Origin of the sequence: Devosia soli (genome assembly GCF_000970455.1) — a bacterium.
Lineage (GTDB): Bacteria > Pseudomonadota > Alphaproteobacteria > Rhizobiales > Devosiaceae > Devosia > Devosia soli.
The window spans coordinates 1-26,893 of the sequence record NZ_LAJG01000014.1; the positions used below are offsets into that span (position 1 = coordinate 1).

The 26,893-nt window shown below is 58.9% G+C and carries 25 protein-coding genes; 10 read left to right on the forward strand and 15 right to left on the reverse strand.

Going from position 1 to position 26,893, the window contains the following annotated elements:
- Positions 1-177: 177 nt before the first annotated feature.
- Positions 178-1,752 carry an IS66 family transposase gene (tnpC, locus tag VW35_RS04125; RefSeq protein WP_046141781.1) on the forward strand — a complete coding sequence of 525 codons (1,575 nt, stop codon included), beginning with the start codon at positions 178-180 and terminating at the stop codon, positions 1,750-1,752.
- Positions 1,753-1,761: 9 nt separating this feature from the next.
- Here tnpC and VW35_RS04130 read toward each other — a convergent pair whose 3' ends face one another.
- On the reverse strand, positions 1,762-2,223 hold the full coding sequence (locus VW35_RS04130) for a hypothetical protein (protein ID WP_046141782.1): 462 nt from the start codon (positions 2,221-2,223) through the stop codon (positions 1,762-1,764).
- Between VW35_RS04130 and VW35_RS21480 the strand changes: the two genes are divergently transcribed.
- Positions 2,216-2,368, forward strand: a complete 153-nt coding sequence (locus VW35_RS21480) for a hypothetical protein (RefSeq protein ID WP_161796852.1) — start codon at positions 2,216-2,218, stop codon at positions 2,366-2,368. The genes VW35_RS04130 and VW35_RS21480 overlap by 8 nt on opposite strands.
- Before the next feature lie 23 nt (positions 2,369-2,391).
- Here the strand turns inward: VW35_RS21480 and VW35_RS04135 are convergent, their stop codons facing one another.
- The 4 genes from VW35_RS04135 to VW35_RS04150 form a co-directional block, all read right to left on the reverse strand.
- The gene (locus VW35_RS04135; RefSeq protein WP_244465824.1) at positions 2,392-2,640 is read right to left on the reverse strand and encodes a hypothetical protein; all 249 of its coding nucleotides are present in this window, start codon (positions 2,638-2,640) and stop codon (positions 2,392-2,394) included.
- 447 nt (positions 2,641-3,087) lie between these two features.
- Entirely contained in the window at positions 3,088-4,401 is a 1,314-nt protein-coding gene (locus VW35_RS04140; RefSeq protein ID WP_046141784.1) for an McrC family protein, read from the reverse strand.
- Entirely contained in the window at positions 4,398-7,202 is a 2,805-nt protein-coding gene (locus VW35_RS04145; RefSeq protein ID WP_244465825.1) for a ScoMcrA-related endonuclease, read from the reverse strand. The genes VW35_RS04140 and VW35_RS04145 overlap by 4 nt, the downstream gene beginning before the upstream one ends.
- The gene (locus VW35_RS04150; protein ID WP_046141785.1) at positions 7,199-10,471 is read right to left on the reverse strand and encodes a TM0106 family RecB-like putative nuclease; all 3,273 of its coding nucleotides are present in this window, start codon (positions 10,469-10,471) and stop codon (positions 7,199-7,201) included. The genes VW35_RS04145 and VW35_RS04150 overlap by 4 nt, the downstream gene beginning before the upstream one ends.
- A gap of 112 nt (positions 10,472-10,583) precedes the next feature.
- Between VW35_RS04150 and VW35_RS04155 the strand changes: the two genes are divergently transcribed.
- The 4 genes from VW35_RS04155 (at position 10,584) to VW35_RS04170 (ending at position 16,156) form a co-directional block, all read left to right on the forward strand.
- Positions 10,584-11,216 carry a hypothetical protein gene (locus VW35_RS04155; protein ID WP_046141786.1) on the forward strand — a complete coding sequence of 211 codons (633 nt, stop codon included), beginning with the start codon at positions 10,584-10,586 and terminating at the stop codon, positions 11,214-11,216.
- 73 nt (positions 11,217-11,289) lie between these two features.
- Positions 11,290-14,241: a UvrD-helicase domain-containing protein gene (locus VW35_RS04160; RefSeq protein WP_046142468.1), complete on the forward strand. Its 2,952-nt coding sequence runs from the start codon at positions 11,290-11,292 to the stop codon at positions 14,239-14,241.
- Between the two features lie 359 nt (positions 14,242-14,600).
- Positions 14,601-15,035, forward strand: a complete 435-nt coding sequence (locus VW35_RS04165; protein WP_046142469.1) for an EamA family transporter — start codon at positions 14,601-14,603, stop codon at positions 15,033-15,035.
- A gap of 86 nt (positions 15,036-15,121) precedes the next feature.
- Positions 15,122-16,156: a YeiH family protein gene (locus VW35_RS04170; protein ID WP_046141787.1), complete on the forward strand. Its 1,035-nt coding sequence runs from the start codon at positions 15,122-15,124 to the stop codon at positions 16,154-16,156.
- A 184-nt stretch (positions 16,157-16,340) separates the two neighbouring features.
- On the opposite strand, the gene VW35_RS04175 is transcribed toward VW35_RS04170, so the two are convergent.
- From VW35_RS04175 to VW35_RS04210, 10 genes are all read right to left on the reverse strand, one after another.
- Positions 16,341-16,766: a hypothetical protein gene (locus tag VW35_RS04175; protein ID WP_152662476.1), complete on the reverse strand. Its 426-nt coding sequence runs from the start codon at positions 16,764-16,766 to the stop codon at positions 16,341-16,343.
- Positions 16,763-17,083, reverse strand: coding sequence for a site-specific DNA-methyltransferase (locus tag VW35_RS21915; RefSeq protein ID WP_280136758.1), 321 nt, complete (start codon positions 17,081-17,083; stop codon positions 16,763-16,765). Before VW35_RS21915 ends, VW35_RS04175 begins: the two co-directional genes overlap by 4 nt.
- Before the next feature lie 72 nt (positions 17,084-17,155).
- Positions 17,156-18,028 (reverse strand): ParB N-terminal domain-containing protein, encoded by an 873-nt coding sequence (locus VW35_RS04180; RefSeq protein ID WP_244465826.1) that lies wholly within the window; start codon positions 18,026-18,028, stop codon positions 17,156-17,158.
- Between the two features lie 272 nt (positions 18,029-18,300).
- On the reverse strand, positions 18,301-18,780 hold the full coding sequence (locus tag VW35_RS04185) for a phage terminase small subunit P27 family (protein ID WP_046141788.1): 480 nt from the start codon (positions 18,778-18,780) through the stop codon (positions 18,301-18,303).
- A 511-nt stretch (positions 18,781-19,291) separates the two neighbouring features.
- Entirely contained in the window at positions 19,292-19,936 is a 645-nt protein-coding gene (locus tag VW35_RS04190) for a DUF2161 domain-containing phosphodiesterase (protein ID WP_046141789.1), read from the reverse strand.
- A gap of 237 nt (positions 19,937-20,173) precedes the next feature.
- A complete protein-coding gene (locus VW35_RS04195) occupies positions 20,174-21,319 on the reverse strand; it encodes an AAA family ATPase (protein ID WP_052951491.1) in 1,146 nt (381 codons plus the stop codon).
- A complete protein-coding gene (locus tag VW35_RS04200; protein ID WP_161796853.1) occupies positions 21,316-21,894 on the reverse strand; it encodes a hypothetical protein in 579 nt (192 codons plus the stop codon). Before VW35_RS04200 ends, VW35_RS04195 begins: the two co-directional genes overlap by 4 nt.
- A gap of 2 nt (positions 21,895-21,896) precedes the next feature.
- Positions 21,897-22,181 (reverse strand): hypothetical protein, encoded by a 285-nt coding sequence (locus tag VW35_RS04205; RefSeq protein WP_046141791.1) that lies wholly within the window; start codon positions 22,179-22,181, stop codon positions 21,897-21,899.
- Positions 22,178-22,396, reverse strand: a complete 219-nt coding sequence (locus VW35_RS20890) for a MerR family transcriptional regulator (RefSeq protein WP_083982412.1) — start codon at positions 22,394-22,396, stop codon at positions 22,178-22,180. Before VW35_RS20890 ends, VW35_RS04205 begins: the two co-directional genes overlap by 4 nt.
- 136 nt (positions 22,397-22,532) lie before the next feature.
- A complete protein-coding gene (locus tag VW35_RS04210; protein WP_046141792.1) occupies positions 22,533-23,252 on the reverse strand; it encodes a hypothetical protein in 720 nt (239 codons plus the stop codon).
- Between the two features lie 375 nt (positions 23,253-23,627).
- On the opposite strand from VW35_RS04210, the gene VW35_RS04215 reads away from it, so the two are divergent.
- From VW35_RS04215 to VW35_RS04225, 4 genes are read left to right on the forward strand one after another with little or no spacing between them, the layout of a single operon-like run.
- Complete coding sequence (locus tag VW35_RS04215; protein ID WP_046141793.1) at positions 23,628-24,104, forward strand: DUF2924 domain-containing protein; 477 nt, start codon at positions 23,628-23,630, stop codon at positions 24,102-24,104.
- Positions 24,104-25,006 (forward strand): recombinase family protein, encoded by a 903-nt coding sequence (locus VW35_RS04220; protein ID WP_244465827.1) that lies wholly within the window; start codon positions 24,104-24,106, stop codon positions 25,004-25,006. Before VW35_RS04215 ends, VW35_RS04220 begins: the two co-directional genes overlap by 1 nt.
- Entirely contained in the window at positions 25,003-25,419 is a 417-nt protein-coding gene (locus VW35_RS21920; RefSeq protein WP_244465828.1) for a recombinase zinc ribbon domain-containing protein, read from the forward strand. Before VW35_RS04220 ends, VW35_RS21920 begins: the two co-directional genes overlap by 4 nt.
- Entirely contained in the window at positions 25,416-25,811 is a 396-nt protein-coding gene (locus VW35_RS04225; RefSeq protein ID WP_046141794.1) for a hypothetical protein, read from the forward strand. The genes VW35_RS21920 and VW35_RS04225 overlap by 4 nt, the downstream gene beginning before the upstream one ends.
- Positions 25,812-26,893 lie beyond the last annotated feature (1,082 nt).

Here is a 26,893-nt window from a genome sequence, read left to right on the forward strand (position 1 = left end):
AGCCGGATCCACCTGAGCCATGCGCAACTGCTGGCACTGGTGGAGGGTATGGACTGGAAACGGGTGCACGCGGTGACTGAGAGCCGGCCGCAGTCGGCTGGGTAAAAGCCTGCGGCAGACTGACTCACTGACGCAAAATCCCAGGCAATCCGGGGTGTTTTGTGCTACAATGCGGTTATGGCTCCGACCGATCCGCAACAGCTCCCAGATGACATTGACGCGCTCAAGGCGATGATCGCTGCTGCCCATGCCGAGATCGCCGAACTCAAGGTCATCAACGCCACGGCCGACGAGCGTATAGCGCGACTGACCTCGATCGTCGCCATGCTGCAGCGCGCCCAATACGGCACACGCTCGGAACGGCTGCGGCACGACCCGCTCAACGATGAGCAGATGGCCTTCGTGTTTGACGAGATCGAAACCGGCATTGAGGAGATCAAGGCTGGGCTGGAGGCACGCGACAGGAACAGTGCCGCTCCCCGTCCATCGCGGCCGCGAAAAGGCTTTGCTCCACACCTGGAGCGCATCGAGCAGGTCATCGAGCCCGAGGTGCCGGCCGACTGCGTTGGTCTGGAGGCCGTCCGCATTGGCGAAGACGTCTCCGAACGGCTCGATGTGACCCCGGCGACGTTCCGCGTTATCGTCACCCGTCGTCCCAAATATGCCTACCGCCTGGCTGACGGCGAAGATCGCATTGTACAGGCGCTGGCGCCCGACCACCTGATTGTCGGCGGCATCCCCACCGAGGCGCTGCTGGCCCAGGTGGCAGTCAGCAAATATGCCGATGGCTTGCCGCTTTACCGGCAAGAGGAAATTTACGCCCGCGATGGCGTGGAGCTGGACCGCTCGCTGATGGCCCAGTGGATGGGGCGGCTGGGCTTCGAACTCGAACCGCTGGCCCAGTACGTCCTTCACACCATCAAACAGGGCGAACGGATCTTCGCCGACGAGACCCAGTTACCGACCCTGGCGCCGGGCTCGGGCAAGGTGAAGACCGCCTGGCTCTGGGCCTATGCCCGGGACGATCGACCCTTTGGCGGATCAGGACCACCTATGGTGGCCTACCGGTTCGAAGACTCTCGGTCCGGCGATTGCGTCGCCCGGCACCTGGATGGATATCGCGGTATCCTGCAGGTTGACGGCTATACTGCCTATAACCGGCTGGGCAAGCAGAGCGGCGCCAATGACGCGGTGACCCTTGCCGGGTGCTGGGCCCACGCGCGGCGCAAGTTCTTTGATCTGCATGCAAGCGATGCCTCGCCCTTTGCCAGCGCCGTAGTCAAGGCCATGGCTCCGCTCTGGACCATTGAGGAGGATATCCGCGGCCATCATGCTAAATTGCGTGCCAGCGTCCGGGCAGAGCGCTCCAGTCCCATCGTGGCCGAGCTGTTCAACATGCTGGACCGGGAGCTGCCACGCCTGTCAGGCAAATCCAAACTCGCCGAGGCCATCCGCTATACCCTCAGTCGCCGCGTCGCACTCGAACGCTTCCTTGTCGATGGTCGTATCGAGATCGATTCCAACATTGTCGAGCGCGCCATCAGGCCCCAAACCATTACCCGCAAAAATGCTCTCTTCGCCGGATCGGATGGTGGTGGTCGGACCTGGGCCACGATCGCCACGCTGCTGACAACCGCCAAGATGAACGGCGTCGACCCCAATGCCTGGCTGGCACAAACCCTCAAGAGCATCGCCGCCGGTTGGCCAAACAGCCAGATCGCAGACCTCATGCCATGGAACTTCAAGCCGTAACGGCCTCGGCTACGCGCTGACGTCCGGCGCCGGCGCGGCGGGCCAAAGCGCGATCTGATAGGTATCGATCGGTTCCGGACCTTCATTGGTATCGGCCTCGGTGGCCTTGTCCATGGCGCGGGCGGAAAAGCGCACGCGATATGGGCCCGCCATCACCGCGAGCGGGATGGGATCATCGCTCGCCCATTCAAGCAGCGCCACTTCGCGGCGAGAGGCCTGCAGCGAGATTTCTACGATTTCGTCCCAGCTATCGTCGATTGGCGGCTCGGAGACTTCGAGCAAAACGGTGACGCCGACGATACCGGTATGGAGGCCCGTTGTCGCAAACAGCAAACCAGGCACGCGGGCGCCCAACAGGCCATTGCTCTGCCCCTTGAAGCAGCGCGCCATTTCGCCATCGAACCGTGTTCCGGCTTCGAGGTAAAACTGGCCATATTGAACGTCAAGCAGGCCGGAGAAGAGCGTGGTCAATGCGCTATCTTCGTCATCTGGATCGGACTATCTGGCCGAGCACGGTGGCCTGCCACTCGAAGCCGACAGGCGGAGAGTGGCGGAGGAAAAGGAACTGGCATCCAACGTTCTCCAGGCGGTTGCAGTGACCGTTGCCGAGCTATAATGGCCGGACTGCTTTAGCGCGGTCTATTGGTGCACGATCTTTAAGCTGCCTGGTGAAATCAACGATGCCCGTTTGCCTTTGGCACCCATCCACAAAGAGAAGCCCTCCTCAACAAGTGCAGCCGCTTCTTCAAGGGTCTTTGCATAGACCGCTTTGTCGGCATGATGCTTTTGCGAACCCCACTTCGGATCGCCAAGCTTGTAGCCACGTGGGGTAATTTCAGGCTCCTCGCGAACGCCAGCACGAGAGGACAACCGTTCGATCCTGAGCACCTTCCTTGTTGCTTGCATTCTTCCTACTTATTCTTCAGCCAATGCGCAGAGCCACTGATCAGCACGTCCATGACCGCCTGCCGATTCTTACTTGGCCACCCTTGAGGGTGTTTGGTTATTATCGCTCTAGGTCCGTCCATGTGCTGCCAGATAAGCGTCCAACCATCAGCCACTCTGTGATGGGAAGCTTCTGCATTTAGCGCTTGATCGAAGCTGGATCCCACTCGCGAGCCTAGAGGCCCCGCGCTCTTGCCGACATACAGTACACTGCTATGACCTCCAACTTCATAGGCTGGGCCGACGCCAGGACCAAATACGCCTGGCTCTGCCCATCCGTTTGCGACGGCTCTTTCGTTAGCGGAGACCAAGGCGGACCAGACCTCGTCAGAGATGATGCTGGGCATTGCAGGCTGCTCTATGTGTTTGTAATTGGCCGAAGTAGTGCCGTCAGTTAACCCGGCTTGCGGTGTCAGTGGATGGACGGACAATCTGCTGCAATCGTTCGATGATGCCTTCGGTAGTGCCAACATCAACACTGGCGGTCTGAAGAACCGTGTCGTGCCCCGTAACTTTGAACTGGGCCTGTATTCCTTCCCTATCTGCTAGCCCGTCGTGGTGAGGATAGAGCAGCGTCAGGATGGGGGACTTATACACGTGAGCGTAAGCCATCATCTGGTAAACGTCGGCCTGAGAAACCCCCTGTTTAGGGTCGTCAATCCGCGCCGAAATCCGTTTCCATTTTGTGTCGAGGACATGGACCACCTCTCTTCCGTGCCAGATCAATATGTCGGGCTTAGTCTGGAAAACCGCCCGCTCTGAGTCCAGTGCAGTGAGGCAATACCGAAGGCCGCCTTGTAGGGTAACTCTGTAGTCAGTTCCGGCTAGTGCGCGAGCAATAAGTCGGCCCACATACTCTTCGAAAAGATCATTCATTTCGAACAGCAAAGCTGTGCCCTGCCCTGAACCGCCACTGGTATTTTGATACTTGTCTCGCAGGAACAGCTGCGCCATTGCGAATAGATCCTGCCACTGGCGGTTTGTTCTGTCGATGAGCACATCCGCCCATCGCAGTGCTGGCGTGGGAACATCCGCAATTTCGGCGTAGACGAACGCTAGCTCCCGAAGACGCTGCTGGTTGGCGGCAGTGCGGGACATCTTAGATAAGTGGGTCACACACGCTTTCATGATGCGATTTAAGGAGATGTCGTCGGACAACTCGTCGAAACGGCACCCGAGGAGCGCGGGATTAGCAGCGTTTACGGTGAATTGGCGCACTACGTTGAGCGTCCCGCGCAGCGCTGCCAGATCGTCCTCCCGACCGACATACTGCCGGGGGATCCCACCTCGGACAGCCTGGGTCAGCTTTTCGCAATATATTCGGATGAGGATCTCGAGAAGCGTTTCGCGTTGCCAGTCCAGTTCGGTGATGCGTCCCGTTTCGACTTTCAAGTTGAGAGCCACGGCCAGCATGTGGACGAGCCGTTTGCGTATTGCCGCTGTTTGGGCGTCTGAGCTTGCATCATTGGCTACGTCGATCTTCGGCAGTATCTCTAATGTGCATTCCGGGGCAGCGAGAACTCCGACCACTCCGCGCGCACGCAGATCCCGGCGTCGATCTTCCAACACCCCTGACCCGCCCCTTCCAGAAAGAGAAGAACCTTTAGCTATCTCGACGAGGCGCGTAGCATGCCGCTCAGGGATGCAGCCAGCGCCCTCACCGTGCGGCAGCGTCTCCCATTCTCTAACCAAGTAGGATGTCATTGAGCATGGAATTCTGAAAAATCGAACTTGCTTTTCACAAGCCACCGCTGCTTCTCATCGCCTAGATCGTCCTGCGCTAACCCTGCAGGCGCCCTTAGCGGACGAGCCTCTATGAACCGAGAACCGCTCTGCCCTGTGTCACCAAGAACCGCAGCAACGCGAGACCAATCCTCATAGAAATATTCGGCTAGCAGCGGGATGACCCTGTAGCGCACCGCGTCTTCGACATCAGCCCGCGTCTTGCAGCTAGTAAAATACGCGTGCCCGATCTGATGCTCTCGATCAAACAGATACTCCACACGCTCGTTGATAGTGGCAAGAAGCTTGCGGACGTTTATGCCACCTACATTCTCTGATAGCACTGATAGATCCGGCATCAGCTCTTCGAACGTAAAGCGGCGGCGTAAAGCGGTATCTAGAAGCGCAATCGAGCGGTCTGCAGTGTTCATCGTGCCTATTATGTGAAGGTTTGCAGGTACGGCGAACGGCTTTTTTGAATAGGGCAGCGTTAGGCGTATCTCATTTGGCATGCCGAGCCGCTTATCTGGCTCAAGCAAGGTGATTAGCTCTCCGAGCACCTTAGAAATATTGGCTCGGTTGATTTCGTCAATGATTAGCACGTAGTTGAGCGTAGACTGGCTACCCTGAGGCACATCGCCGCCGAACACGATGTCGTCCAATGCCTCCCAATCCACGAGCGACTGATTCAGCTTGTAGATCGAGTGCCGCCTGAAGGTTTTTGGATAGAAACGGCTGCGCTCAGTTCCTTTGTCGTCGCGCCAAAGCCACTCCACCCTACGTCTGTGGGGGTGGAATGCCGCCAATTCGTCATAGAAATACTCACCCGTGACCTTTCCAAATGCTTGAATGCGGTCGCGTCCGTCAGACACTACAACGTAGTCGCCTACCTGCATATCGGCCCGGAGCGAGTAAGTGATCACCACATTTCCATCGAGGCCGGTCGCCTGTGGATCTTTTCTTTTCCACTCGGAGAAGATTTCGCTGAACTCGTCGAAACGTTCATCAGACCAGTCGATGTTTCCGCCCCAGCCGACGTGAATTAAGCTGTTGTCCAGACCGAAGCGGATACGCTGTCTGTCCTCCTCGATCTGACGGTTCCCCAACGCAACCTTGAAAACTCTCGCTGAGCGATCAAGCCTCTTTGCTGAATTCGCTGCGCTGCGATTGATCCTTGCGTTCTCGCTGACGCGCTTGAATACGCCGTCGAAAGGTTCAAGGCGGAAACCCGCACTGGATGAATTCTGAGAAAGCCCTTCAGCATCCTCCTCCATAGGAACTGGTCGGAGGCCTTCGACAAACTCCTCATAGGACATGGACTGGTGAAAGGTGACGAACTCAATCCGATGATTGTCTACTAGCTTTCGATATCTCTCCATCAAGGCAGCACGCTTGTCGTCTCCCTTGAGTTGTTCTGCGACGTGCTCACCTTCGCAGAGCCGCACCGCCTCCCACGCAGTACGGTAGGTCTTCCCGGTCCCTGGCGGGCCGTAGAGGATCAGGTTGGTTGGCGAACGAGGTGGTGTCAAAGTCGATTGAGTCACAGTCGCTTGGTCCGCCTGAGAGGATAATTGATAGGTGAATACGGTGGAGCTACTAGGGTTCGGTTCAGTATAGGTCGGGGGCGACACCTGGGCTAAGTGCTGGAACTTCTCACCGCCCAGTGCTTGACAGATGTTTGGGGAAGCGTCGGATAGGCTCAGTGCCCATGCAATATCGCTTACGACTATCGAGACTTCTTTCGCGGCGTTTTCTCGTGCTGGGGCTATGAAATAGTTCAGCGCACAAAGCCGAATTCTGTCGGCGCCCTTTAGTACGTAATCTCTATCCGGCGGCTGAATGGGTAAGTCGTTGCTGTCGACTATAACGAAACCGCTGTTGTGAAGGCGCGAAACAGGACCAGTAGGCTGGTTCCAGCCCCCGTGGATGTCTTTAGTACTTAGTACATGCCCAACAATAGCTTTAGTAGGATACACGCGATTCATACGGTGCCGCGTTGATCGTACCCAGTAGTCCCGCGGCTCGCCGAAATGATCGAACAGGTCACTCGCCTCTCCTTGGAAGCGATAACGGTCGAAAGCGTCCATGGCTGTCTCAACAGCAGCACGCGACAAGTCAACAGGCGTCGGGTCGGCATCAGGCCTAAGTAGCTCGTACCCGAGTTCCTCAAGCTTGCGAAACGCTTGACTCTCTCCGAACCCTCCGAAGAACTCCTTGGCCGAAAGAGCCCGACCGTTCGGCAGATACCGCAACGCGGCCGCGACAGTGGCTTTAGCCGGATGTTTCGGTTCCTCACCGGAGCTTTTGATCCAAACTTGCGGGCGTACAAAGCCACTGCGCGCAAGAAAGGCGTTCAGTCCTAGCTCGTCGCACTCCTGCATTGCGGCGTCGATTTCTGCACGTGTGAGAAGATCGAGCAAATTCTGCTGCGATCCGGCACCGGCGACGACAGTGAGATTGTGTACAGCAGGTACGCTCAACGCTGTAGCGATCTCGGGACCTATCTCGTAGCTCACCAGTTTCTCGGCGCCGAAGCGTAAGTAGTTCACCGGCCCGCCGCTTAAGGCCTTGCACCGAACAGCAAGGCCATCGACCAACATCGCACGAGCAACTTCTAGAATGTCGTCGGTCTGTATCGCCTCATCGGCTCGGTTGCTCGCTCCCGCTGGCTTAATCTTGAAAGCAGAGCGACCAGTAAGCCTATCTCCGTGTCGAACTGGCTGGTAGGCGACGCCGTCAGCATCATAGAAGACGACCCGGCGCTCTGCGGTCAGTCCACTCATTGAACACTTTCCAAGGCACAGAGCGAGTTCACTAGTCGCATCTGCTCTATAGACGCGCATTTTGCCTGGCGCAGCCGAGGTGACCCGAAGACCAAAGCCAATCCTTTGGCCCGAGAAACCGCGACGTTGATGCGATTCAGCGAAAACAGGAACTCCATTCCGCGGGAGGTTTCGTCAGCCGACGAAGCAGCCATTGAGACAATGCAAACCGGCGCTTCTTGACCCTGAAACTTATCTACCGTTCCAACCCGAAATCCGGCCGGCAAAGCTGCTCTCAATGCATTCACCTGTAGATTATAGGGGGCTACGACAATGATGTCAGACTCTTGCATGGGACGTGTGGCCCCATTCTTATCAGTCCAGCGTCCAGCTAGCAGGCTCTCACTTGCAGCTCGAATTGCTTCTACTTCTTCATAGGAGGTTTGAGCATTACCCTCGTGCTCGACGGGCACCCAGAACGCACCTGTGCCTGGGAATGCAGTCCCGCTGACACACTGACTCTCAGTATCAGGATGGCTCTGAAGCCGGCCTTCATAAACCTGCTCTGAAATAAATCGGCAAACGTTTGGGTGCATCCGTCGCGTCGTGCCGAGAAAGATGCCTTTGTCAGCAGGTACGGTTGCGTGGTCACCCAGCAGCCATTCCAGACAGGACATGTTGGCCGGCTCAGGATGCGACCCTTGGATCACCTGCGGCAGCTGGCGTGGATCACCGACAAGGACGATGTTGCGCGCTGCACGCCCCATCGCAGCCATGTTGGCCAGGCCAACCTGTCCAGCTTCGTCCACAAACAGCCAATCAAATGCTTGGATGTTTTCGTCTCGCGCGAAGAAGAAGGCCGTACCGCCCACAACATTGCCGCCCGCTGCAGCATTCGCATTATCGGTAGTGCGACGCACAGGAGAATTGTCAGGGTACCCGTCATCGTCACTCGAGACTTTATGAATAATATCTAGGGTGCGAGTGAGTTTGACATCCTTCAGTGCGTCCACGCATCCCATCAGCACGTTTCGGATCGCCTCGTGGCTGTTTGAAGCTACGCCCACCCGGTACCCTGCCTCGACGAGCGACAAGATGGTCCGGGCGGTCACATACGTCTTCCCACTTCCCGGAGGTCCTTGAACCGGAAGAACTGTGTTTTCCATCCTGTGCACAGCGGCGATTGTGCCAGCCACAAGATCGCTACCACTCAGGATATCCCCTGCCCCGCTCGACAACCGCGGCGCTCTGGCCTCCAGGAGGTCGCCTAGAGCCTGGTAACGGCTTGGCCCACACTGGTCTTCGATTACATCCATGAGCGCCGCTGCAATGACTTTAGTGTCAAGCGGCGGATCAGGATGAAGCGTCAGGTTTTCGGCCAGTAGAGCTCGTCTAGCCGCCCCAACTTTCAGCGTTACTGTCCGCCTGTGTCGATCCATTGCCTCAATGTTGACCGAGGCAAAGCCCTCGCTGGTGGGGATGGTAGCAGTTCGCCCCTCCCGCAGTTTGGACTCTTGAGGTGGGAATTCGTACGTTCGGGCTACTGAGCGCTTGATCGGTTCAATGTCGCTGATGGCCGTTAGGCCAGCGAGTGCATCGAGATCATCGATCAGTTCGTCTTCTTCTCGACCAAGGCTGTCAAAGATCGCCCACCAGGCGGGCTTGGCTTCTCGCTTGTGAAACAGGCCCAGATTGAACAGGCGCTGCTGCAGGGCTTCAGGAACGCCAGAGCTGGCTAGGCGTGCTCGCAAGGCGGCGGCTTCTTCGTCTTCCAGTACCTGCTTGTCAGCTGCGTCTACGGCCCTTACCGGCCAGGGTCCTTCAGGGCGGATCCGCACAAGCCAATTGCGAAGCATCTCTGTGGAGACACAGTCCACGCGATTGTAAGCCTCGATCTCGTCAAGGATCTGTTGATCGCCGCTTTCTCGCCAACGTTCGTAGGCCACCACAGACCCGCCTGCTGTCTTGACCTCTCCGTCCCGCTGCAAACCATAGAATGCCTCAAGTGACTTGATAGAGTAGTTTGGCTCGGAAGCTATCAAGCCACCGCGCACTACGGCATATAGGTCTACAAAGCGGCGCTCTCGCAGGAGACGATCAAGGAATGCTTCCCCAATCCCATACTTCGCGGTGAGCCGCCGCAGGGCGGTGATCTCGTAGGGTGCATAGTGGTAGAGGTGGGCGGCCGGATAGCGGGCGAGACGGTCACGAAAGAAGTCCAACAGCTCTGCTAAGGAGCGGGCTTCAGCGGCATGGTCGTGGGCCCAGAAGGATCTGAACCCGCCATCAAACCAGACACCATGGAGGTACTCTAGCCCACCTTCAAAATGTGGATCACCTTCAATGTCGTAAAACACATCGCCCGGCTGCGGGGCCGGTAAGAGATCGAACCCTTTGCCTGGCTGTGGTGGACGCAGCTGATGTTTCGGATCTCCGCTTTTGCGGGCCTGTTGCAGCCGAGCTTGTGAGCGTAACCTGTCCAAGGTGGCTTGTGCCATCCCGCGCACGCTGGCCTCGCTCGCAGCAAGTCCTTCCATTGTCACGATGCCGGCTGCTTCGAGCTTCTTCACCTGCCCCTTCGCAATATTGGCCACATTGAAGAGGCTATCTTCGGTCTTCCAGGTGCTGTTGCAGTGATCAGACCAGCGGCACAAACCACAAATGGCGGACGGCACCGCACGTGTAGAGGGTGGGTTGGCAACAAATGCTTCTAGCCGACCACGAGCCATGCGCGCATATGCGGAATAGTCCTTCAGCCGCAGACTGGCTCGCATGCCGTTTCCGAGTTCAACGTGCGCATACTCCGGCGCGACGCCTTGAACCTCCGAGAGAAGATCCGAGTAGAGGGCAAGCTGCAGGACATGGGTCGGATGTGGGCGGCGCTTGAGCTTGGTGTCCGTGACCTCATAGCTGAAGTTCCCGAGTGCTGAGGGTTTGTCTACCCGGTGCAGGAAGTCTGACCATCCGCCCCACTGCCCCGAAAGGAAGGCGCCCTGGTAGATTACTTCCGCACCCGACCGAAGAGCATCGAGCGTCGCACGAGTGCTGGATGACAGGTCACTGCGCTTGATCTCCATCACGCGCTTGCCGCTTGCTTTTAAAGCTTCCAAATGAGCGGCCTCGTGAGCATCGCCTTGCTTCTGAAGAAGCTCTGCGTCTTCAGTCGCTGCCGTCGGCTGGGGTCCAGCACCGCGCATGTGCTGCAGATCCAGCACCGTCGAGTGACTGCAGCCCATGAACCGCATGAGGTCCGAGGCTGAAAAAAGCATGCTTCCGTCGATGTTCCTCATGCCCCGCTCCCAAGCTTTCGATACAGCAACTTTCACCCGGCAGGCTACTAGCCTGTCGTATTGATTCCGTTACAGAGTGGGATTTGAGTAGTGCTACGGGGACTCGAACCAAATGGCGCCATATGATGGCCAGAAACTGCTCGAAGATGAGATCGTTCGAGTGCTGACAGGACTGACTTCGTCCTTCGAACCCAATGAGCTGGCCTATTTGGCTCTAACATCCAAAGTGGAAGCGCCTGTCCGTGATCGCCTGGCATTTACTCTCCATCAATCCGTGGGCTCGGACTATTTGGTCGCTCGTGAGTGGGACCGCGTTGACCTTGCGATACTCAGTCGGTCACAAGTGCCCGTTGCTCTGCTTGAGCTCAAGGCGATGTACTCATTTGATGATGCGATGCGCTATTGCCTTATCACTGCAGAGGACGAGGCAAAAACCCGCTCGTTTGCGCCTCAAGCTAGCGCCGTCTACTCTCTTTTGCTTGCCACCCACGTGAGTAGTCAAGTTCCACAGGGCCTAAGGCGAGTGGTCAAGTATGATGGGCACATAAACCGGGCTGCTCGAAAGGTCGGCGACCCTGAACTCGTGCGCACCGCGTTGTTAGCGCGGATGGATGAGGCGCTGAGGGAGCGTAACCTTGTGGCTTCGGGCAATCTAGCTGGCGGCATAGCTTTCGAACTGCCTGTGGATGTATTCTACTGGCTGGTGCGCGACCCCGGTCCTGTGCCGGTAGCTCTTGAGTTATGAAGCAAGTGTTTCGGGGCAATAGGGAGCGAGCCGCCACTGCGCATGCGGTCTGTTGGAAAGCCGAAAGCCAATCTTGACCCGTCTACGGCAACGTCCACTGCTGAAGTTTCTAGCTGATCCCTTCGGCACGTCCGCCCGCACCATGGAGCTCGACGGGAACTACATACGATTGACGCGCCGCCGCCGGGTCGAGTCGCTGTCGCTGCAGTCGTTAGCGAGGGCGCCGGCCGTTACGAGGGGTATGCTTGGAACCACGCTGACCGTCTTTACTGATAAAATGGACGAGGTCGCGTTGAAAGGCGCCAGCCACCAAGATGCCCGTGACTTCTCGCAACGGATCAAAGAAGCGTGGACCCGCTTTAACCTCGCGGCCCTTGAGAAAGAAGCGGCTCACCTGAATAGTATCCTTGCTGAAGTGAAGTCGTTGGTGGCGCCGTCTCGATATCCTGCGGCCTATCAGATCGCGCCCCTGCTCGAAAAAGCCCGTGCTCTAGATGCTTCGCTTCTTTCGAAGCTGAATGCCGAAGCCGTCGGTCCCGAGATCGTAGCACACATTGCGCCTGTCCGGAATTTTGCAGACGAACCGCGCACATTACGGGCAAACGGCATAGCGGCCTTCGTCGCCGCCGAACTGGATCGCTGGAAGGATTTCTTCGACACCATCGAGAGCAAGCCGCTGACGCCGGAACAACGCCTTTCGATCGTCGTCGATGAGGATGCGACGCTCGTTCTGGCCGGGGCGGGATCGGGAAAGACCAGCGTGATCACCGCCAAGGCCGCCTATCTGGTCAAAGCGGGCATCCGGTCGCCGGAAGAAATCCTGCTTCTCGCCTTTGCGAAAAATGCGGCGGAAGAGATGTCAGAACGTGTCGAGGCCCGATCCGGCGTGCCCCTTGTCGCACGGACCTTCCACGCGATTGCCTACGACATCATCGGCATCGTCGAAGGGTCAAAGCCCGCGCTGGCCGACCACGCCACCAATGACATGGCCTTCACCAATCTGATCAAACAGATCCTAAAAGACCTTGTCCTTCGGCGTTCTGATGTGTCGGAGGCGATCATCCGGTGGTTCGCTCATTTCCTGGTTGAGCCGAAGACCGAATGGGACTTTCAGACCAAGCACGACTTTTACTCCCACATGGAAGCGCAAGACCTGCGCACGCTGCAGGGCGAAAAGGTCAAAAGTTACGAAGAGCTGCAGATCGCCAACTGGCTGTATGAAAACGGCGTCGAATACGAATACGAGCCCGTGTACGAACACAAGATCCCCGAAACAGGCAGGCGCGATTACCTGCCGGATTTCCGCCTGACCGAAAGCGGCATCTACATCGAGCATTTTGGGGTGCGCCGTCAGAAGAAGGCCGATGGCAGCGAACAGCTGGTCACGGCGCCCTTCATCGACCGTCACGAATATCTGGCTGGCATGGAGTGGAAGCGGCAGGTCCATGCCGAGCATGAAACCACCCTAATTGAAACCTATAGCTATGAGCGGCAAGAGGGGCGCCTGCTGACCGGCCTTGCTGAAAAGCTGGCGCCGCATGTCACCCTGAAACCTCGCCCCGCCGACAAGATCTACGACCGGATCGTTGAGTTGAAGCAGGTCGATGACTTTTCGAAGCTGCTTGGAACCTTCCTGCGCAAGTTCAAGAGCGGCAGCCACAGCCTGCAGGACTGCGAGACAAAGTCCAACCAGCTGAAGCTAGGCAAGCGCGCCCGGGCGTTCCTTGATGTGTTCGCGGCGGTTTTCGAGGAGTACCAGAAGCGCCTGGAAGGCCGGATTGACTTCGAGGACATGATCCTGCGTGCCGCGGGCTATACCGAGACGGGACGCTACGTCAGTCCGTTCCGCCACATCCTGATCGATGAATTCCAGGACATCTCGCAAAGCAGGGCTCGGCTGTTGAAGGCGCTGAAGGCGCAGCATCCGGATGTGCGCGTCTTTGCCGTTGGTGACGACTGGCAGTCGATCTTCCGCTTCGCCGGGTCCGACATCCATCTGATGCGTCATTTCGGGCGGGAGTTTGGCGGCAGCTTCGATGGCGAAGCTGGGGTGCACCGGACCGTCGATCTAGGCCGCACCTTCCGATCGGTTGACCAGATCGCCTTTGCGGCCAGAACCTTCGTCCTGCGAAACCCAGCCCAGATAGAGAAGCAGATCGTCCCGGCCGGGTTCGCGACCGAACCCGCCATCAGAGTCGTGACCGTGTCCAAGGGCGAGGATGAGGCGAAATTGTCCCAGGTTCTTGCCGCCAGGTCAGCCGCTGTGGCACCGGAGGCGAAGCCTGCGACGGTGCTGCTTCTCGGCCGTTACCGCTTCGTCGAGCCGAACATGCAGGATCTGCGGCAACGCTTTCCGCGGCTGAAGATCAGCTTCAACACCATCCACGCTTCCAAGGGTCTGGAGGCCGACCACGTCATCCTACTGAACGCCGACAGCGGGCGCACGGGGTTCCCATCAGAGATCGTCGACGACCCCCTGCTGTCTCTAGTGTCGCCGGAGGAGGAGGCGTTCCAGAACGCCGAGGAACGGCGCGTCATGTATGTCGCGATGACCCGGGCCCGACACACACTGACGATCCTTGCCTCGAACGCCCGGCCATCGTCCTTTGTTACTGAACTGAAGAAGGATCCCGCTTACGGCATCGCCGCTCAACCTGGCGCGGAGCTGGAGGAGCATGACTGCGGCGAATGCGGTGGGCGGTTGTTGGGCGTCACTGGGAAGGATGGCCGAGTCTGGTATCGCTGCGAGCATGTGCAGCATTGCGGAAACCTCCTGCCCGTTTGCCAATCCTGCGGAACCGCTTTGCCTCGCTTCACCGATGGAACGGCCGACGTTCGATGCCAGTGCGGTGCCACCTATCCGACGTGCCCCGAATGCGAAGATGGTTGGCTGGTTGAACGCAGCGGCAGCTATGGCAAGTTCCTTGGCTGCGTCCGATATCCGAACTGCGTCGGCAAGGCTAAATTATCTAGCGACGACGGATCTGCGCTTAAGAAGCCGCGGCCCGGGAACCGGCCCAGATGAGTGTAGCACAGTGGTACCCATCGCCAGACCCGACAGGCTAATCGCCCCCGCGAGCAGCGCGGGCTAGCCGCTCAGCATTTCCGCAACGGCCGAAAAGGCCGATATCAAGGATCTATCGCGGCTCGAAATTGTGCCGGAAATCTTCCGGGCACGAACAACGAACACTCGGCATTTCAAAGCCCGCCCACCCAGGAAACCGGCGGTAATGGGGTGGTTTACAGTCAGTCTGCTTCTGGAAAGTATCGTATCATATCGGACATCACCGATCAGCTCTGGTAGACTGGTTTCTTGGTCATGACTGGGCAATGTATCCACTCGGCCTCCTCCAAGCTGTTGCTCACCTTTACAAAGGCCCAGCCATGACCTCGATCTTCAATTCTTGGCAGTTCTGGGCTGCCTTCTCAGCCGTGTTCGCTGCGATGACAGCAATCTTTGCCAAAATCGGCATCGAGAACATCAGCTCCGACTATGCCACGCTCATCCGAACCATCGTCATCCTGATCGTGGCTGGCGCCATCGTTTTGGCTACCGGCCAGTGGCAAGATCCCGCCACAGTGTCGGCAAAAACCTGGACCTTTTTGGTTCTCTCTGGCCTAGCAACGGGGCTGTCATGGCTTTGCTATTTCAGGGCACTCAAGATCGGCAACGCGGGGCAAGTTGCGCCCATCGACAAGTTGAGCGTGGTGCTGGTGGCCATTATAGCGGCTGCGTTCCTTGGCGAACGCCTTTCGGCTGCTGCTTGGGCTGGCGTCGGATTGATTGCTGGTGGAGCAATTCTAGTCGCTCTAAATTGACAAGACATAACGATCGGTCTTCGCTAACCGGGGTCTTCGTCCCCGCCAGTAGCGCTCCCAACTTCAATTTTCGGCCTGGAATTTGTATGAACGCCGTTAGTAAGTCCCTCCCAGGTATTCTCCTGTGCGTTGCTGTCACCCTGGTAGCCATCGCGCTGCAAGCCTTGGAAGTGTTGTTTGTTGGTCAGCCGTATCTTGAAGCTCTGGTGCTGGCGATCATAATTGGCGTCGTCATCAGGACGTTGTGGACGCCCGGGCCGCTGTTCGAGCCGGGTATTCAATTCAGCGCAAAACTGCTGCTGGAATTCGCGGTGGTTCTGCTCGGTGCCTCGATCAGCGCCAGCATGGTTGCTGAGTTAGGACTGGTGCTCGTCGTTGGCATCGCAGCCGTCGTTGTAATCTCTCTGGTAGTCAGTTTCGTCATCTGCCGCTCGCTTGGACTGCCGCAGCGGACCGCAATTTTGATTGCCTGCGGCAACTCCATCTGTGGCAATTCCGCGATCGCAGCTGTGGCTCCTGTCATTGGGGCTGACAGCGAGGACGTTGCATCTTCCATCGCCTTTACCGCCGTCTTAGGCGTCATTACCGTGCTGCTTCTGCCTTTGCTTGTGCCTGTTCTGGCGCTTAGTCTGACGCAGTACGGTGTTTTGGCAGGCTTGACCGTTTATGCCGTGCCTCAAGTTCTAGCCGCTACATTACCGATCGGCGCCCTGAGCAATCAGATCGGTACAGTCGTGAAGCTTGTCCGCGTGCTGATGCTCGGACCTGTGGTCTTACTGCTGTCATTGTTTGCACGACGCCTGACTAACGCTACAGCACCAACGGATACCCGCCCTGCATCCGGCGATCGATTGGGACTATTTGAACTGGTTCCTTGGTTCATTATCGGGTTTTTGCTGGTGGCGACGCTGCGCTCGCTTGGGCTCGTTTCACTTGTACTGATCGCCCCGCTGGCGTCGATCGCAAGTGTGCTGACCACGATTTCCATGGCGGCTCTAGGCCTTGGCGTGGATGTGCGGGTTGTCGCAAAAGCCGGGCTGCCCGTCACTGCGTCTGTCACCTTGTCCTTGATCGTGCTTGGCGTCATTAGCTATGGCCTGATTGTGGCCTCTGGGGTGTGAGGCCTTGCTGCCCACCGTCATCATTCAAGCGATAAGGACTCAATGGAGCTGATCTCAGCCGCTCGGATGGCATGGCCATTCATTGGCATCGCCTTCATATTTCGCCATTGGCTGCTTTTGGAGTAACGCATCTGCAGTTCGAACGTCTGAAAGGGGGTCGGAAGCGGCCGTCGGCTAACCCAGTCTAGTTCAGGCCTTCCTCACTCTGCCGACGATACAGAGGCGGCGGTCGTTGCGGAGCAAACTTGGACGATCCAGTCATTGCACGATGTGCAGCTTCCAACATCGCTTCCTTCTTTCCCGGTGCCTCCTCCCGCGGTGGTGGCGGTTGCTCCACCCAGCCAAAGCGCGTCTTCAGCGCAAAGATGGTTGCAATTAGCGACTGCCGATCATGACCTTGCGCGATGCGCAGTAGATTCTGTGCTAGTTGCGCCTCAAGCTTGGCATGGCCAACCTCCAGCTCCTGCGCAAAGTGCTTACGCAAGGTTTTGGGATCAACACCGATCACCTTGGCAATGCGTTCTTCTGCCATGGCCCACCCGGCCATCATCTCGACAACCCTTCGATCCTTGTCCGTCGGCTGATAAGAAGGACGGCCGCGCCGGGTCATGCCGCTACGTCCGCGGCTTTACGTTCAGCAGCTTCTGAAAAGGTCTGTCCACTCTGCTCCAGAAGCGCCTGCTTTCCAGTGAAAGCCTGCCAGCGCAGCACAGCCACATCGATGTAAGCCATTGAGAGCTCCACGGCGTAACAGCGCCGCTTCTCGAGCTCGGCAGCGATGATGGTGGTGCCGGATCCGCAGAACGGTTCGTAAATTGCATCGCCAGGCTTGCTGTTGTTGCGGATCGCTCGAGCCATGCACTCCACCGGCTTTTGCGTCGAGTGGGGAGTGTCCTGATCCTCGTTCTTTCCGTCTATGGCCCAGATGGTGGTCTGATCCCGAAACCCCTGCCAATGCCCCTGCCCGCCTTCGCGTACCGCGTACCAGCAAGGCTCGTGCTACCAGTGATAGTGGCCACGGCTCAGTACCAGGCGTGGCTTAGCCCAGATGATCTGCGAGCGCAGACTAAAGCCCGATGCAAAGAGGCTCTCGGCAACGGTCGTGGCATAGATGCCCGCATGCCAGACATAGGCGACGTCACCGGGGAACAACGCCCAAGCTTCCCGCCAATCGGCTCGATGGTCGTTCTCAACCTTGCCGGTGCGATCGGTCGAGGACACTCCTGCCCTCGTTCGCCACTCCGGGTCGTACTCCACCCCATAGGGCGGATCGGTCACCATCAAATGCGGTTTGGCTCCGTCAAGGAGCCGAGTAACGGTATCTGGATCAGTGCTGTCGCCGCAGATGAGCCGGTGCTCTCCCAAAACCCAGACGTCACCGGGCCTGCTCACGGGTTCTACCGGTACGTCAGGGACATGCGCTGCGCCACCCTCGACGACGCTGGGCATCAGCTTCCCAAGCTCGGCTGGCGAGAACCCGGTCAGCGGCAAATCAAAGCCCAGCTCGCCCAGATCGGCCAGTTCGGTGCGGAGCAGGTCCTCATCCCAGCCGGCGTCGAGCGCAAGCCGGTTGTCTGCCAGAACGTATGCTCGCCGCTGTGCCTCACTCCAGCCCGAGGCAACCATCACAGGCACCTCTTCGATGCCAAGCTTCTGCGCTGCCAGCACCCGTCCATGGCCCGCAATGATCCCACCCGCATCATCCACCAGCACCGGATTGGTCCAGCCCCATTCCCCAATGGAAGCAGCAATCTTGTCTACCTGCGACGCTGAGTGGGTCCGTGAATTTCGGGCATAGGGCACCAGCGCCGCGACAGGGCGGCGTTCGACGTGGTCGGCTGGCCAGAGTTTTTGGGGTTCGATCAGGTTCATGCAGCAAATCTACCACCGCCGCTAAACGCGGGTAAGATCGACATTTCTTCGCTCTAGCACGCTGCAATTCGCAGAATGCGAAGTCAGAGACAAAGCTGAGCTGCTCAAACGACCAGTTCAGTTTCCTCCCTCGCGCGCGCGTTTTTTATAGGCGGGAAAAAATCTCTGCGTGAGGGGGACGCGGGTCCGTGCCTCTCCAGCCTTCGACACTTATACCTCCCCCGCCCCAATCGGCAGCATTGAGGTGGGGAGTTGAGGCCGTCGGCATCAGCCTAGTTGAAGAACTCATCATCCTCTTCCACGAGCCTTGGGAGCTCCCATGGTTTCGGACCCAGAGGGGGCGTGGCGCTTACCCTGCTGCGGGAGGATGGTGACAGGCCCAGCTCGGCCATGAACTTGTGCATCAGCTCCAGGTTCTTGTTGGCAATGGCGAGCCATGGATTGGGCTGCACATAGCCGGCTGGTGTCCGCAGCAGCGCGGGGGTGGTCTTGAGGTTCTTTTCCGCCTCGGTCCAGCGGCCATAGGCTTGGCAGTAGGCAGCAAGCGCGCTGCGATCCAGAGCTGTCAGGATGCCAAGTCCATGCAGTTGATGGGCCAGGCGCTTCCACTCTGCCTTAGCCGTTGGCGACAGATGTGCCGGGCAGGAAGGGATGCACAAGTGTGGTTTCGGCTCTCGGTGGTTGAGCGGCCGATGACCCGCATTGCCCTCGATCAGTTTCAGTGCCGTCGCTTTTGGTTTGCGTCCCCGCATGGGCCATCACTCCGGAGTTGGTCGACTGCCTGAGGCCTGCACCAGCGGCCTCGCCTGCGCACAAGGCTTTGGACTATTTGAGCTCTGCTGCCTTGGTCACGGCTGGGACCCCCATGCCAATTTCGCGGTTGTGAAAGATGGACGGCGCCACCGGTCACCGGATGCGAGGGTGGACAGGTTTGATGTCCCCCCGCCCCCAATGAGATGAGCTATCATACTCCAACAGCTATGCTGCTGTGAATCCTGACATTTCTTCGAAGTTGTGCGCAAAACTACGCTGCTCGGGGCGTCACGGATGTTGTGACCGGCCCGGTAAGCCCTCGCTAACTATCTGGGCGCACGATTCTCACGGAACCGAGAACCACACCATGATTGCACAGCAGAACCGTCCTGCCCCGAGCCGAAAGTAGACGCAATGTGGTCGGCGGATGAGGATGAACGGCGTCTGGCCATCATCAGTCGAGCAGCAGCTGGTGCCCGCAAGGCACTCCGCGAGCGCAGTTGAGGCCCGTCACATTCCTTGGACCGCAGCACGTCCGAGCTCGCTAAGGCCGTACACGCCTCTGCTCTCACGAACGAACCAGCCGTAGACGTTGCGCCTGAGAATGGCCGGCGCTCTGCCGACAAGGGTCTTTAGCTGCTTGGGGCTCTGCGGCTGCTCCAGCATCGCCTTGGCGCAGGTGATGCAGTCCTGCCGATAAGCGGTCATGATCGGCTGCCGACTGCCGCCGCCTCTGTTGGGATCCCCAACTCGGCGCCGATGCTCCTCCAGCAGCCTTGATCGGCGCCGGGTGTCTCGTCGTGGTGTGGCAGCAAACGGGGCCACAATCACCTCGACTGATCCCGATGCACTGACGCCCAAGAGACCGAAGCCAAGGCGGCGGCAGAGGTTGCGGTAGCGAGCGTCGCGTTCCCTGCCCTTGCCGCTCCTCGACAGCGCCGCAGCCAACCACACCTCGTCACAGGCCGCGGCTCTGTCGACACCCTGCAAAACCAGCTCGAGGTTAAAGCTCAGCTTCATCTCGCAGATGACGAGCACCGGCGGCTCACCTTCCCGCACACCTAACAGGTCACACCCGTTGACCTCGCCCTTCACTGCGAACCCGCGTTCTTCGAGGAAGCGCTTGAGGGGGAGGTAGAGGTCGGTCTCGGGCAAGGTAGGAAGGCTTCTGCGCAGTGGTATCCCGGTCTAGCCTTACCTGAGTCACCCAGCCCCAGCATCCTTTCTCGACGCATGCGCCCACCCTGAAGGGGCGCAACGCGTACAGGGGTATGGGGGGATGTGTGAGCACACCGTTGGCAGGCGTTGGTACCGGGGTTGGAAGGGGTTTTCGGATCGTTGGAACGGCGTTGGAAATCGGGTTGGAAGGGCGTTGGAAGAGGCGTTGGAAGGCTATTGAGCGTCGCGAACCTGGATGTAGCTTCGGCGTCTTGACTGCGGCCCCTCCTCTTGGACTTCGATCTGCCGCGTGGCGAACAGCCGGTTCATCGCCTCGGTCAGCACCCTCTTCGAGAGCCCGCCTGCCCTTGCGTCCTTCGCGAATACTACCGGAGCGTAGTTCGCGCTCGGCGTTGCGCTGACATGTCGTCCTTCGACAGCAAACTTGGACAGGAGACTGAGGAAGGTTCGTTCCGCCTCCTGCTCGGCAAGTGCATTGCGGAAGTCGGCACCAAGCTCCGACACCTCCGGCACGAGAACACCGTTGGACCAGCGCAGCGGTATCTCACCTCCCACACGGCCGTAGTTTGCCTTCACCGTCCGGAGCACTCGAGCGTCGGGATCCGGCTCGACCGCCCTGCCCGCTTCACCCACCGTCACCCGCTCGAGGTAGAGCCGGCTGCGAACGCTGTTGTTCCATGCGGTATTGCCGCTGGAGCCGGTGCCACTAGCCATCCCGCTGAGCGAGGGGTGTGCCAGCAGGATCACCGACATGTGGTACTTGATGGCCCAGCCACGCAGCAGACCGATGAACTGCCGCGCCTGAGCCCGCTGGTTTTCGTCGCCGCCGAACAGGTCCGCCAACGTATCGAGGATCATCAAGACGGGCTGTAGACGGGCGATCTCTTGCTCAACGGCACTAAAGAGCGAGGTCGCGACCAGGACGTTGCTCCCTGGCGTCGGCGCTGCCAGCAACGCGTCCTCACCGGCTAGAGGGGCAATGTGGAAGTCGTCGAGACCGGACAGCGGCACACCTGTCCGTTCCGCGATGGTGGCGATGCGCCGGTGCAGTTCGTCGAGATCGTCCTCGGCGCTAAGGTACAAGCAGGGGCCCTGCGCCACCTCTCGCCCGATCCACCTCGTGTTGCTCACGGTGGCCAGCGCCAGTTGAGCGACCAGGAGCGACTTGCCGGTACCGCCATCGCCGTTGACGATGGTGACGGTGCCGCCAGGGATCAGATCCGACACGTGCCATTCCCGCGCAGGCACCTCCAGGCCGTCGAAAACACTGGCCCGCACGACATCGATGTAGCGCTTGCCTTTAGCGTTCTCTCCTCCGGGGGACCGCCAGTCGGCGGAGGTCAAGGGCGCGCTAGTCATGCCGCGCTCGCCTCCGGCGCGCAGACGATCTTGCGGTCGTCAACAACGCTGCGGAGCAGGTCGACAAGCTGCCGGCGATGTCGCTCATCCTTGCCAGCGATTGCACCGTCGAGTTCGAACAAGAGCCGCGCAGCCGCGGATGGCCGAACCACGGCGGCACCCCGGCAGCCCGCCTGCAGCCACTCGAGCGGGGTGCGGTGCATCTGCAGCGGCTTGCCACCGAAGTATGTTGCCGGGTTCATCGCCTCCCAAAGACCCAGCAACGGCGCGCGACCGAACATGGTCAGCACGGTCGTCGGACGGTCCAGCGGCCACGCCACCAGGTCGATGACGGTTTCGCCGTCTTCGGCCAGCGCTTCGCAGATGAAGCCTGCACTCAGTTCACCGGGCGCTTCGAAGTCGAACCGGGCGCTTCCGCAATCCACAATCGGCAGGATACCCGTGGCGCCGGCGAAGCCGCTGATGCGGCCGAGCTCAAGCCCATGTCGCCGCACGTAGTACAGGAAGTCGGCGGTGGCATACGAGCGTTCATAGAAGCTCTGGCGAGCAACGATGAGGGCATGGTGCATGTCCATCATCATTGCTCCACCGGCTCAACCGGGACATCAGAAGCGCCGTCGATGAGGCTCTTCTCGAAGCCCGCACGGGCGAAGGCCAGACATTGTATCTGTATCCAGGGCTCGCTTATCCGGTGCTTATGGAACAGGCTTTTCAAGGTAACCAGCAGCCGTTCGTTGGCAGCGCGAGCCTGAGACTGCAGGGGCGTTGATTGGTCCTTTGCTGCGGCAGCCAATGTGGCTCCGACAGCAGCGCCGGCTTTCCCGAAGTCCTGTACGACCGGGAGTGGGATGAACCTCTTCATGAGCCCACCCGCTCGTCCGAGACGCGTCGCTGCGTCGAGACGTCATGGTATTGTGCAGCTTCGTAAGCTTCGATGTCCTCGAGGCGGTAGCAGACGCGACCGCCAATCTTGACGTAATTGTGCCCTGCGTTCTGCCAACGCCACCGCTCAAGAGTACGGGGGCTGATGTTCCAACGGCGGGCAAGGTGCCGCTGATCGAAGTGTTGTGTAGTCATGGTGCGTTTCCTCAGGTTCGGGATTGAACCTGGGGAAAAGCGTGCGTGCTTCGTACGTTAGAGCGCCAGCCAGAGGAGACGGTAGAGCGTGTCAGTGACTTGTAAGAGCAGCAGAGGAGATCCTCTGAGGCGACTCTTACGCATCTCTGACGTCCTCATCTGAAACCGTCTCCAGAGGAACGGCCAGCAGCTGGCATATGCCGTCACCCCGTTTGATGTAGTGTTGCAGAGTTGGCCAATTCGGGCTGCGGTTGAATGGCTTGGCGATGGTGTCCACGTTCGAACCGGCCTGATCCAGGACCTTGGTAGTCTTCAGCTCGTTGGGAAAGGCCTCGACTAGCTGCCTGATTATCTCCTGCTGGATCTCGCCCTTCAGCCGCCAGCTTTTCTCGCCGATCGTCAGCTTGCTTAGGTCCTCACTCAGCGTAATCTGGGCGGACTCGTCTGCTTCAGTCACATCCTCCTCCAGATCGCCTTCAACTGCAGCAACGTGCTGAAGTCCGAAGATGCGGGTGACCCACGCGTTCTCCTGCAGTTCGATGTCGGTTAGCGAGAGATTAAGGTACGAACCCGTGCCATGGTCGACATCAAGCTCCAGCACCTTCCAGATGTCGGCAGAAATCCTGCTCCGGGTAGCGCTACAGGAAATTGGCTTCTGCAGCGCTGTAGCTATAAGCGCCTCTTTCCTCAGATCTGGCAGCAAAGATCGTTGCAGCTCGCGGCCTATCTCACGTCGTTGGCTAGCGGCATCCGGACCGCTCACCGCTTCCAGCAAAGCAACGAGCTGAGGATCTCCGTAGCGCTTGAGGGCTTCCAACAAGGGAAACGACTGGGATCGGGGAAAAATCTCGAACATGCTCCACGCCTCCTTGCGTTAGAACATATCGCGAACAACCACTCAGGTGGAGTCACATCTTCTCATGTCTACGCTCCAGCTTTCAGCCTTGCTTTTGTAGCCGCGAACCTTCGCTAAGTACCTGATTTGGTTTGAGTCCCCTGCGTCGAATCCACATCATGCTTCCAACTGGAGGCACCAGATGAACCCGCTGCACCCTAACAAGATGACCTTAGATGAGCGCTTGGCAGAGATCGTGGAGATCCTAGCCGACGGCGTCATTCGCCTCCGGTCGCGACAGTCAACCGGACTCTCTCCGCAGTCCGCAGATCATCGGCTGGATAGCGGCCTGACACCACGCATGCATGTGCCCACCGATCACTCAGGAGCCCTTGCATGACCGCTGTAGTCAAGAAGACGAACCACGACCAAGACCAGAGCGTCCTCGCTCAGATCGCCGACCTGAAGTCCCTGTCGATTGCCGACCTCAAGGCGAAGTGGCAGGTGCTGTTCGGCACCCCTGCCCCGCTCTACAACCGCCGCTTCATCGAGAGCCGCCTCACCTACCGCATACAGGAGCTAGCCTATGGCGGTCTGAAGCCGGAGACCATCAAGCGCTTAGAGGAACTAGGCGAGGAACTCGATGGCGGACGGATCGAGGTCAGGAAGCGCTCGGCGAACCTCCTGCCGATTACCGGGACGCGTCTGCTGCGGGAGTGGCAGGGCGTTGAGCACACGGTCACCGTTACCGACAGCGGCTTCGACTACATGGGGCAGCCGTACCAGTCACTTTCCGCGATAGCTCGGCGGATCACCGGCACCCGCTGGAACGGCTGGACCTTCTTCGGTCTCAAGAACGGGAGGAGCCGCTGATGGAACGCCCACCCGTTCGAAAGCTCCGCTGCGCTGTCTACACCAGGAAGAGCACCGAGGAAGGCCTGGACATGGCCTTCAACTCGCTCGACGCGCAGCGGGAAGCCTGCCACGCCTACATCACCAGCCAGCGCCAGGAAGGCTGGATTCCCGTTCGCGACGACTATGACGATGGCGGCTTCTCCGGCGGCAATCTGGACCGTCCTGCCCTTAAGCGGCTGATGAAGGACATCGAGGATGGCCTTGTGGATGTTGTGGTTGTCTACAAGATCGATCGCCTCTCCCGCTCACTCATGGACTTCTCCAAGCTGGTGGACGTGTTCGACCGGCACGGCGTCACCTTCGTGTCTGTGACCCAGTCGTTCAACACCACCACCTCCATGGGGAGGCTCACGCTCAACATCCTGCTGTCCTTTGCCCAGTTCGAGCGGGAGGTCATTGGGGAGCGCGTCCGGGACAAGGTTGCTGCCTCTCGCAAGAAGGGCATGTGGATGGGTGGCCTGGTGCCGTTCGGCTACCGCGTCGAAAACCGCAAGCTGGTCTTGCGGGAGGATGAAGCAGCCGTGGTGCGGCAGATCTTTGAGCGCTTCCTCAAGCTTGGCTCGGCCACCCGACTGGCTCAAGAGCTGCAGGAGCAGGACCTACGCACCCGCTCCGGCAAGCCGATCGACAAGGGGTACATCTACAAGCTGCTCAGCAATCGCACCTATGTTGGCCTCGCCGTGCACAAGGGTACTGCCTACCCCGGCGAGCATGAGCCAATCATCAGCCAGGAGCTCTGGGACAAGGTCCACTCGATCATGGCCGTGAGCCCACGCTCCCGTGCCTGCAAGACCAAGGCGCAGACGCCGGCTTTGCTCAAGGGCCTGCTGTTCTGTTCGCGCCCAACGGCACGGCTATGACGCCAACACACACCAGACGCCGCGGAAAGCTCTACCGCTACTACGTCACCACCTCGGTGCTGAAACTCTCGCCAGATACCTGCCCGATCCGTCGCATCGGCGCAGGCGAGATCGAAGGAGCGGTAATCAACCAGTTGCGGGTGATACTCAGGTCGCCGGAGATCGCGGCGCGAACTGTCGCTGCGACACAAACTCAGGACAACACAGTCAGCGAGGTGGAGGTGCGCACCGCCCTGCAGCAGTTCGACGGCCTCTGGGATCAGCTCTTCCCTGCCGAGCAGGCGCGCGTCATCCAATTGCTCGTCGAGCGAGTGGACCTCGGCGTCGACGGGGCCACCATCCAGATCAGGAGCGAAGGGCTGAGCGGCCTGGCCGCTGAGCTGCCCATGATGAGCAGAAAGGAAGCGGTATGAGCACGGAGCAACGCGAGCGAGCATCCTCCACCTTCACCGTGTCGGTGCCCTTGACGATCCGCACACGTGGCGGTCGGAAGCTCGTGCTGTCGCCTGCGGGGGGTGCGATCACCGCCCCCGCCCGGCCCCGGATCGACAATACGTTGGTCAAAGCGCTCGCACGCGCCTTCCGCTGGCGAAAAATCCTCGAGAGCGGCAGGTTCGCCACCGTTGCCGAGATGGCCGCCGCCGAGAACATGGACAGATCCTATGTCAGCCGTGTCATGCGCATGACGCTGCTGGCTCCTGAGATCGTTGAAAGCATCCTCGAGGGGCGCCATTCACCGGATCTGCTGTTGCCAAAACTGTTGGAGCCAAGATCAGAAATCTGGTCAGAGCAAAGGCTTAGCTAAATCAGGTCGCTGCTGAAGCATCCGCCCCCAAACAATCAACAGATCCATTTCAGAACGTCATAATCTAGAGTTTGGCCAGCCGAAGCGGAACTTCGCGACATAAAAGTGTGTGTGCAGGTACGCCAAGTCGCTTTCCCAATCGCGAATAGCATCTGCTAAGTTACCCCGATCCCTGCGTTTTGCATTTCTGCAAAAAGACGCAAGTGACTCGGCAAGCTTCTGAAGTCTTGGTGCTGATGCCTTTGCTCCCCACTGTTGCAGATACTCCGCCGGAAAGACTGGTGGGAGTTCCCCCTCAAACACACGGCGAAGGATCATCTGCCGAATAGCAGGAGCCTCCCCTCTAGTCTGACCTACACGATAATCTAAATAGCTCAGAACCCCCGCTGCCGGGGCATCGCCTAGGTCAAAACCCCCAGCTCCCCCAGGCGCACCTGTGCTCGGCCAGCGGAAGTAATCTCGTGAGCTTAGCGCGCTTAACCCGCGCCGCTTCCACTCCTGCTCGATCTTGGAAAGTGCCAACTCGCCTCGTTGTCGCCGCCGCGCATCGAGGCTAACACTCAAACGAATGGCGTTCTTCCAGATTCCCAAGATCTTCGGCAAATCCAAGCCTGTCAGTTCGGGCATTTCGAGTAAGCTGCTACTCTCACGCCGCTTCGGCTCGGGGGCCTCTATAGCATCGACGAAACTGGCCCGAATATCCATTAGCTTCTGCCGCTCTTCAGCTCGAGCATATCGCCCTACTTCAGCCGTTACTGGCCTTGCACTGGGGCTCCAGCCGCCTCCCTTCTTGGAGGCGCCCTTTCGTTTGCTTTTCACGTTAGCTCTCAGCGGGAACGTTTTAGCCATATGCTTCGAACTCATTGGTGCAGCCGAATACTTGCATCGGTAGTATCCGGCTGCAAGCTTCTAGATGTTGATAATCGTTTGGCGCCTCACCTTGTCGACACCGTTGTAGAAGGAAGAATCCCTGGCTATTGGTCCTGAGGGAGTTCTCGAGAAACGCCTTGCCGTTGCGCCGACCTAATGTTGGTTCAAACCGCTCATAGCCCTGCTACTTAACACCTCCTACCCACGCTTGC

What these genes read in the sequence shown, in the direction of transcription:
- VW35_RS20890 (WP_083982412.1), bottom strand. Translation starts at nt 22,396, where the DNA reads ATGACTACACAACACTTCGATCAGCGGCACCTTGCCCGCCGTTGGAAC.
- VW35_RS04195 (WP_052951491.1), bottom strand. Translation starts at nt 21,319, where the DNA reads ATGACTAGCGCGCCCTTGACCTCCGCCGACTGGCGGTCCCCCGGAGGA.
- VW35_RS04145 (WP_244465825.1), bottom strand. Translation starts at nt 7,202, where the DNA reads ATGAGTGGACTGACCGCAGAGCGCCGGGTCGTCTTCTATGATGCTGAC.
- VW35_RS04210 (WP_046141792.1), bottom strand. Translation starts at nt 23,252, where the DNA reads ATGTTCGAGATTTTTCCCCGATCCCAGTCGTTTCCCTTGTTGGAAGCC.
- tnpC (WP_046141781.1), top strand. Translation starts at nt 178, where the DNA reads ATGGCTCCGACCGATCCGCAACAGCTCCCAGATGACATTGACGCGCTC.
- VW35_RS04225 (WP_046141794.1), top strand. Translation starts at nt 25,416, where the DNA reads ATGAGCACGGAGCAACGCGAGCGAGCATCCTCCACCTTCACCGTGTCG.
- VW35_RS04200 (WP_161796853.1), bottom strand. Translation starts at nt 21,894, where the DNA reads ATGGACATGCACCATGCCCTCATCGTTGCTCGCCAGAGCTTCTATGAA.
- VW35_RS21920 (WP_244465828.1), top strand. Translation starts at nt 25,003, where the DNA reads ATGACGCCAACACACACCAGACGCCGCGGAAAGCTCTACCGCTACTAC.
- VW35_RS04150 (WP_046141785.1), bottom strand. Translation starts at nt 10,471, where the DNA reads ATGAGGAACATCGACGGAAGCATGCTTTTTTCAGCCTCGGACCTCATG.
- VW35_RS04140 (WP_046141784.1), bottom strand. Translation starts at nt 4,401, where the DNA reads ATGACATCCTACTTGGTTAGAGAATGGGAGACGCTGCCGCACGGTGAG.
- VW35_RS04215 (WP_046141793.1), top strand. Translation starts at nt 23,628, where the DNA reads ATGACCGCTGTAGTCAAGAAGACGAACCACGACCAAGACCAGAGCGTC.
- VW35_RS04155 (WP_046141786.1), top strand. Translation starts at nt 10,584, where the DNA reads ATGGCGCCATATGATGGCCAGAAACTGCTCGAAGATGAGATCGTTCGA.
- VW35_RS04180 (WP_244465826.1), bottom strand. Translation starts at nt 18,028, where the DNA reads ATGAACCTGATCGAACCCCAAAAACTCTGGCCAGCCGACCACGTCGAA.
- VW35_RS04185 (WP_046141788.1), bottom strand. Translation starts at nt 18,780, where the DNA reads ATGCGGGGACGCAAACCAAAAGCGACGGCACTGAAACTGATCGAGGGC.
- VW35_RS04175 (WP_152662476.1), bottom strand. Translation starts at nt 16,766, where the DNA reads ATGACCCGGCGCGGCCGTCCTTCTTATCAGCCGACGGACAAGGATCGA.
- VW35_RS04170 (WP_046141787.1), top strand. Translation starts at nt 15,122, where the DNA reads ATGAACGCCGTTAGTAAGTCCCTCCCAGGTATTCTCCTGTGCGTTGCT.
- VW35_RS04165 (WP_046142469.1), top strand. Translation starts at nt 14,601, where the DNA reads ATGACCTCGATCTTCAATTCTTGGCAGTTCTGGGCTGCCTTCTCAGCC.
- VW35_RS04220 (WP_244465827.1), top strand. Translation starts at nt 24,104, where the DNA reads ATGGAACGCCCACCCGTTCGAAAGCTCCGCTGCGCTGTCTACACCAGG.
- VW35_RS04205 (WP_046141791.1), bottom strand. Translation starts at nt 22,181, where the DNA reads ATGAAGAGGTTCATCCCACTCCCGGTCGTACAGGACTTCGGGAAAGCC.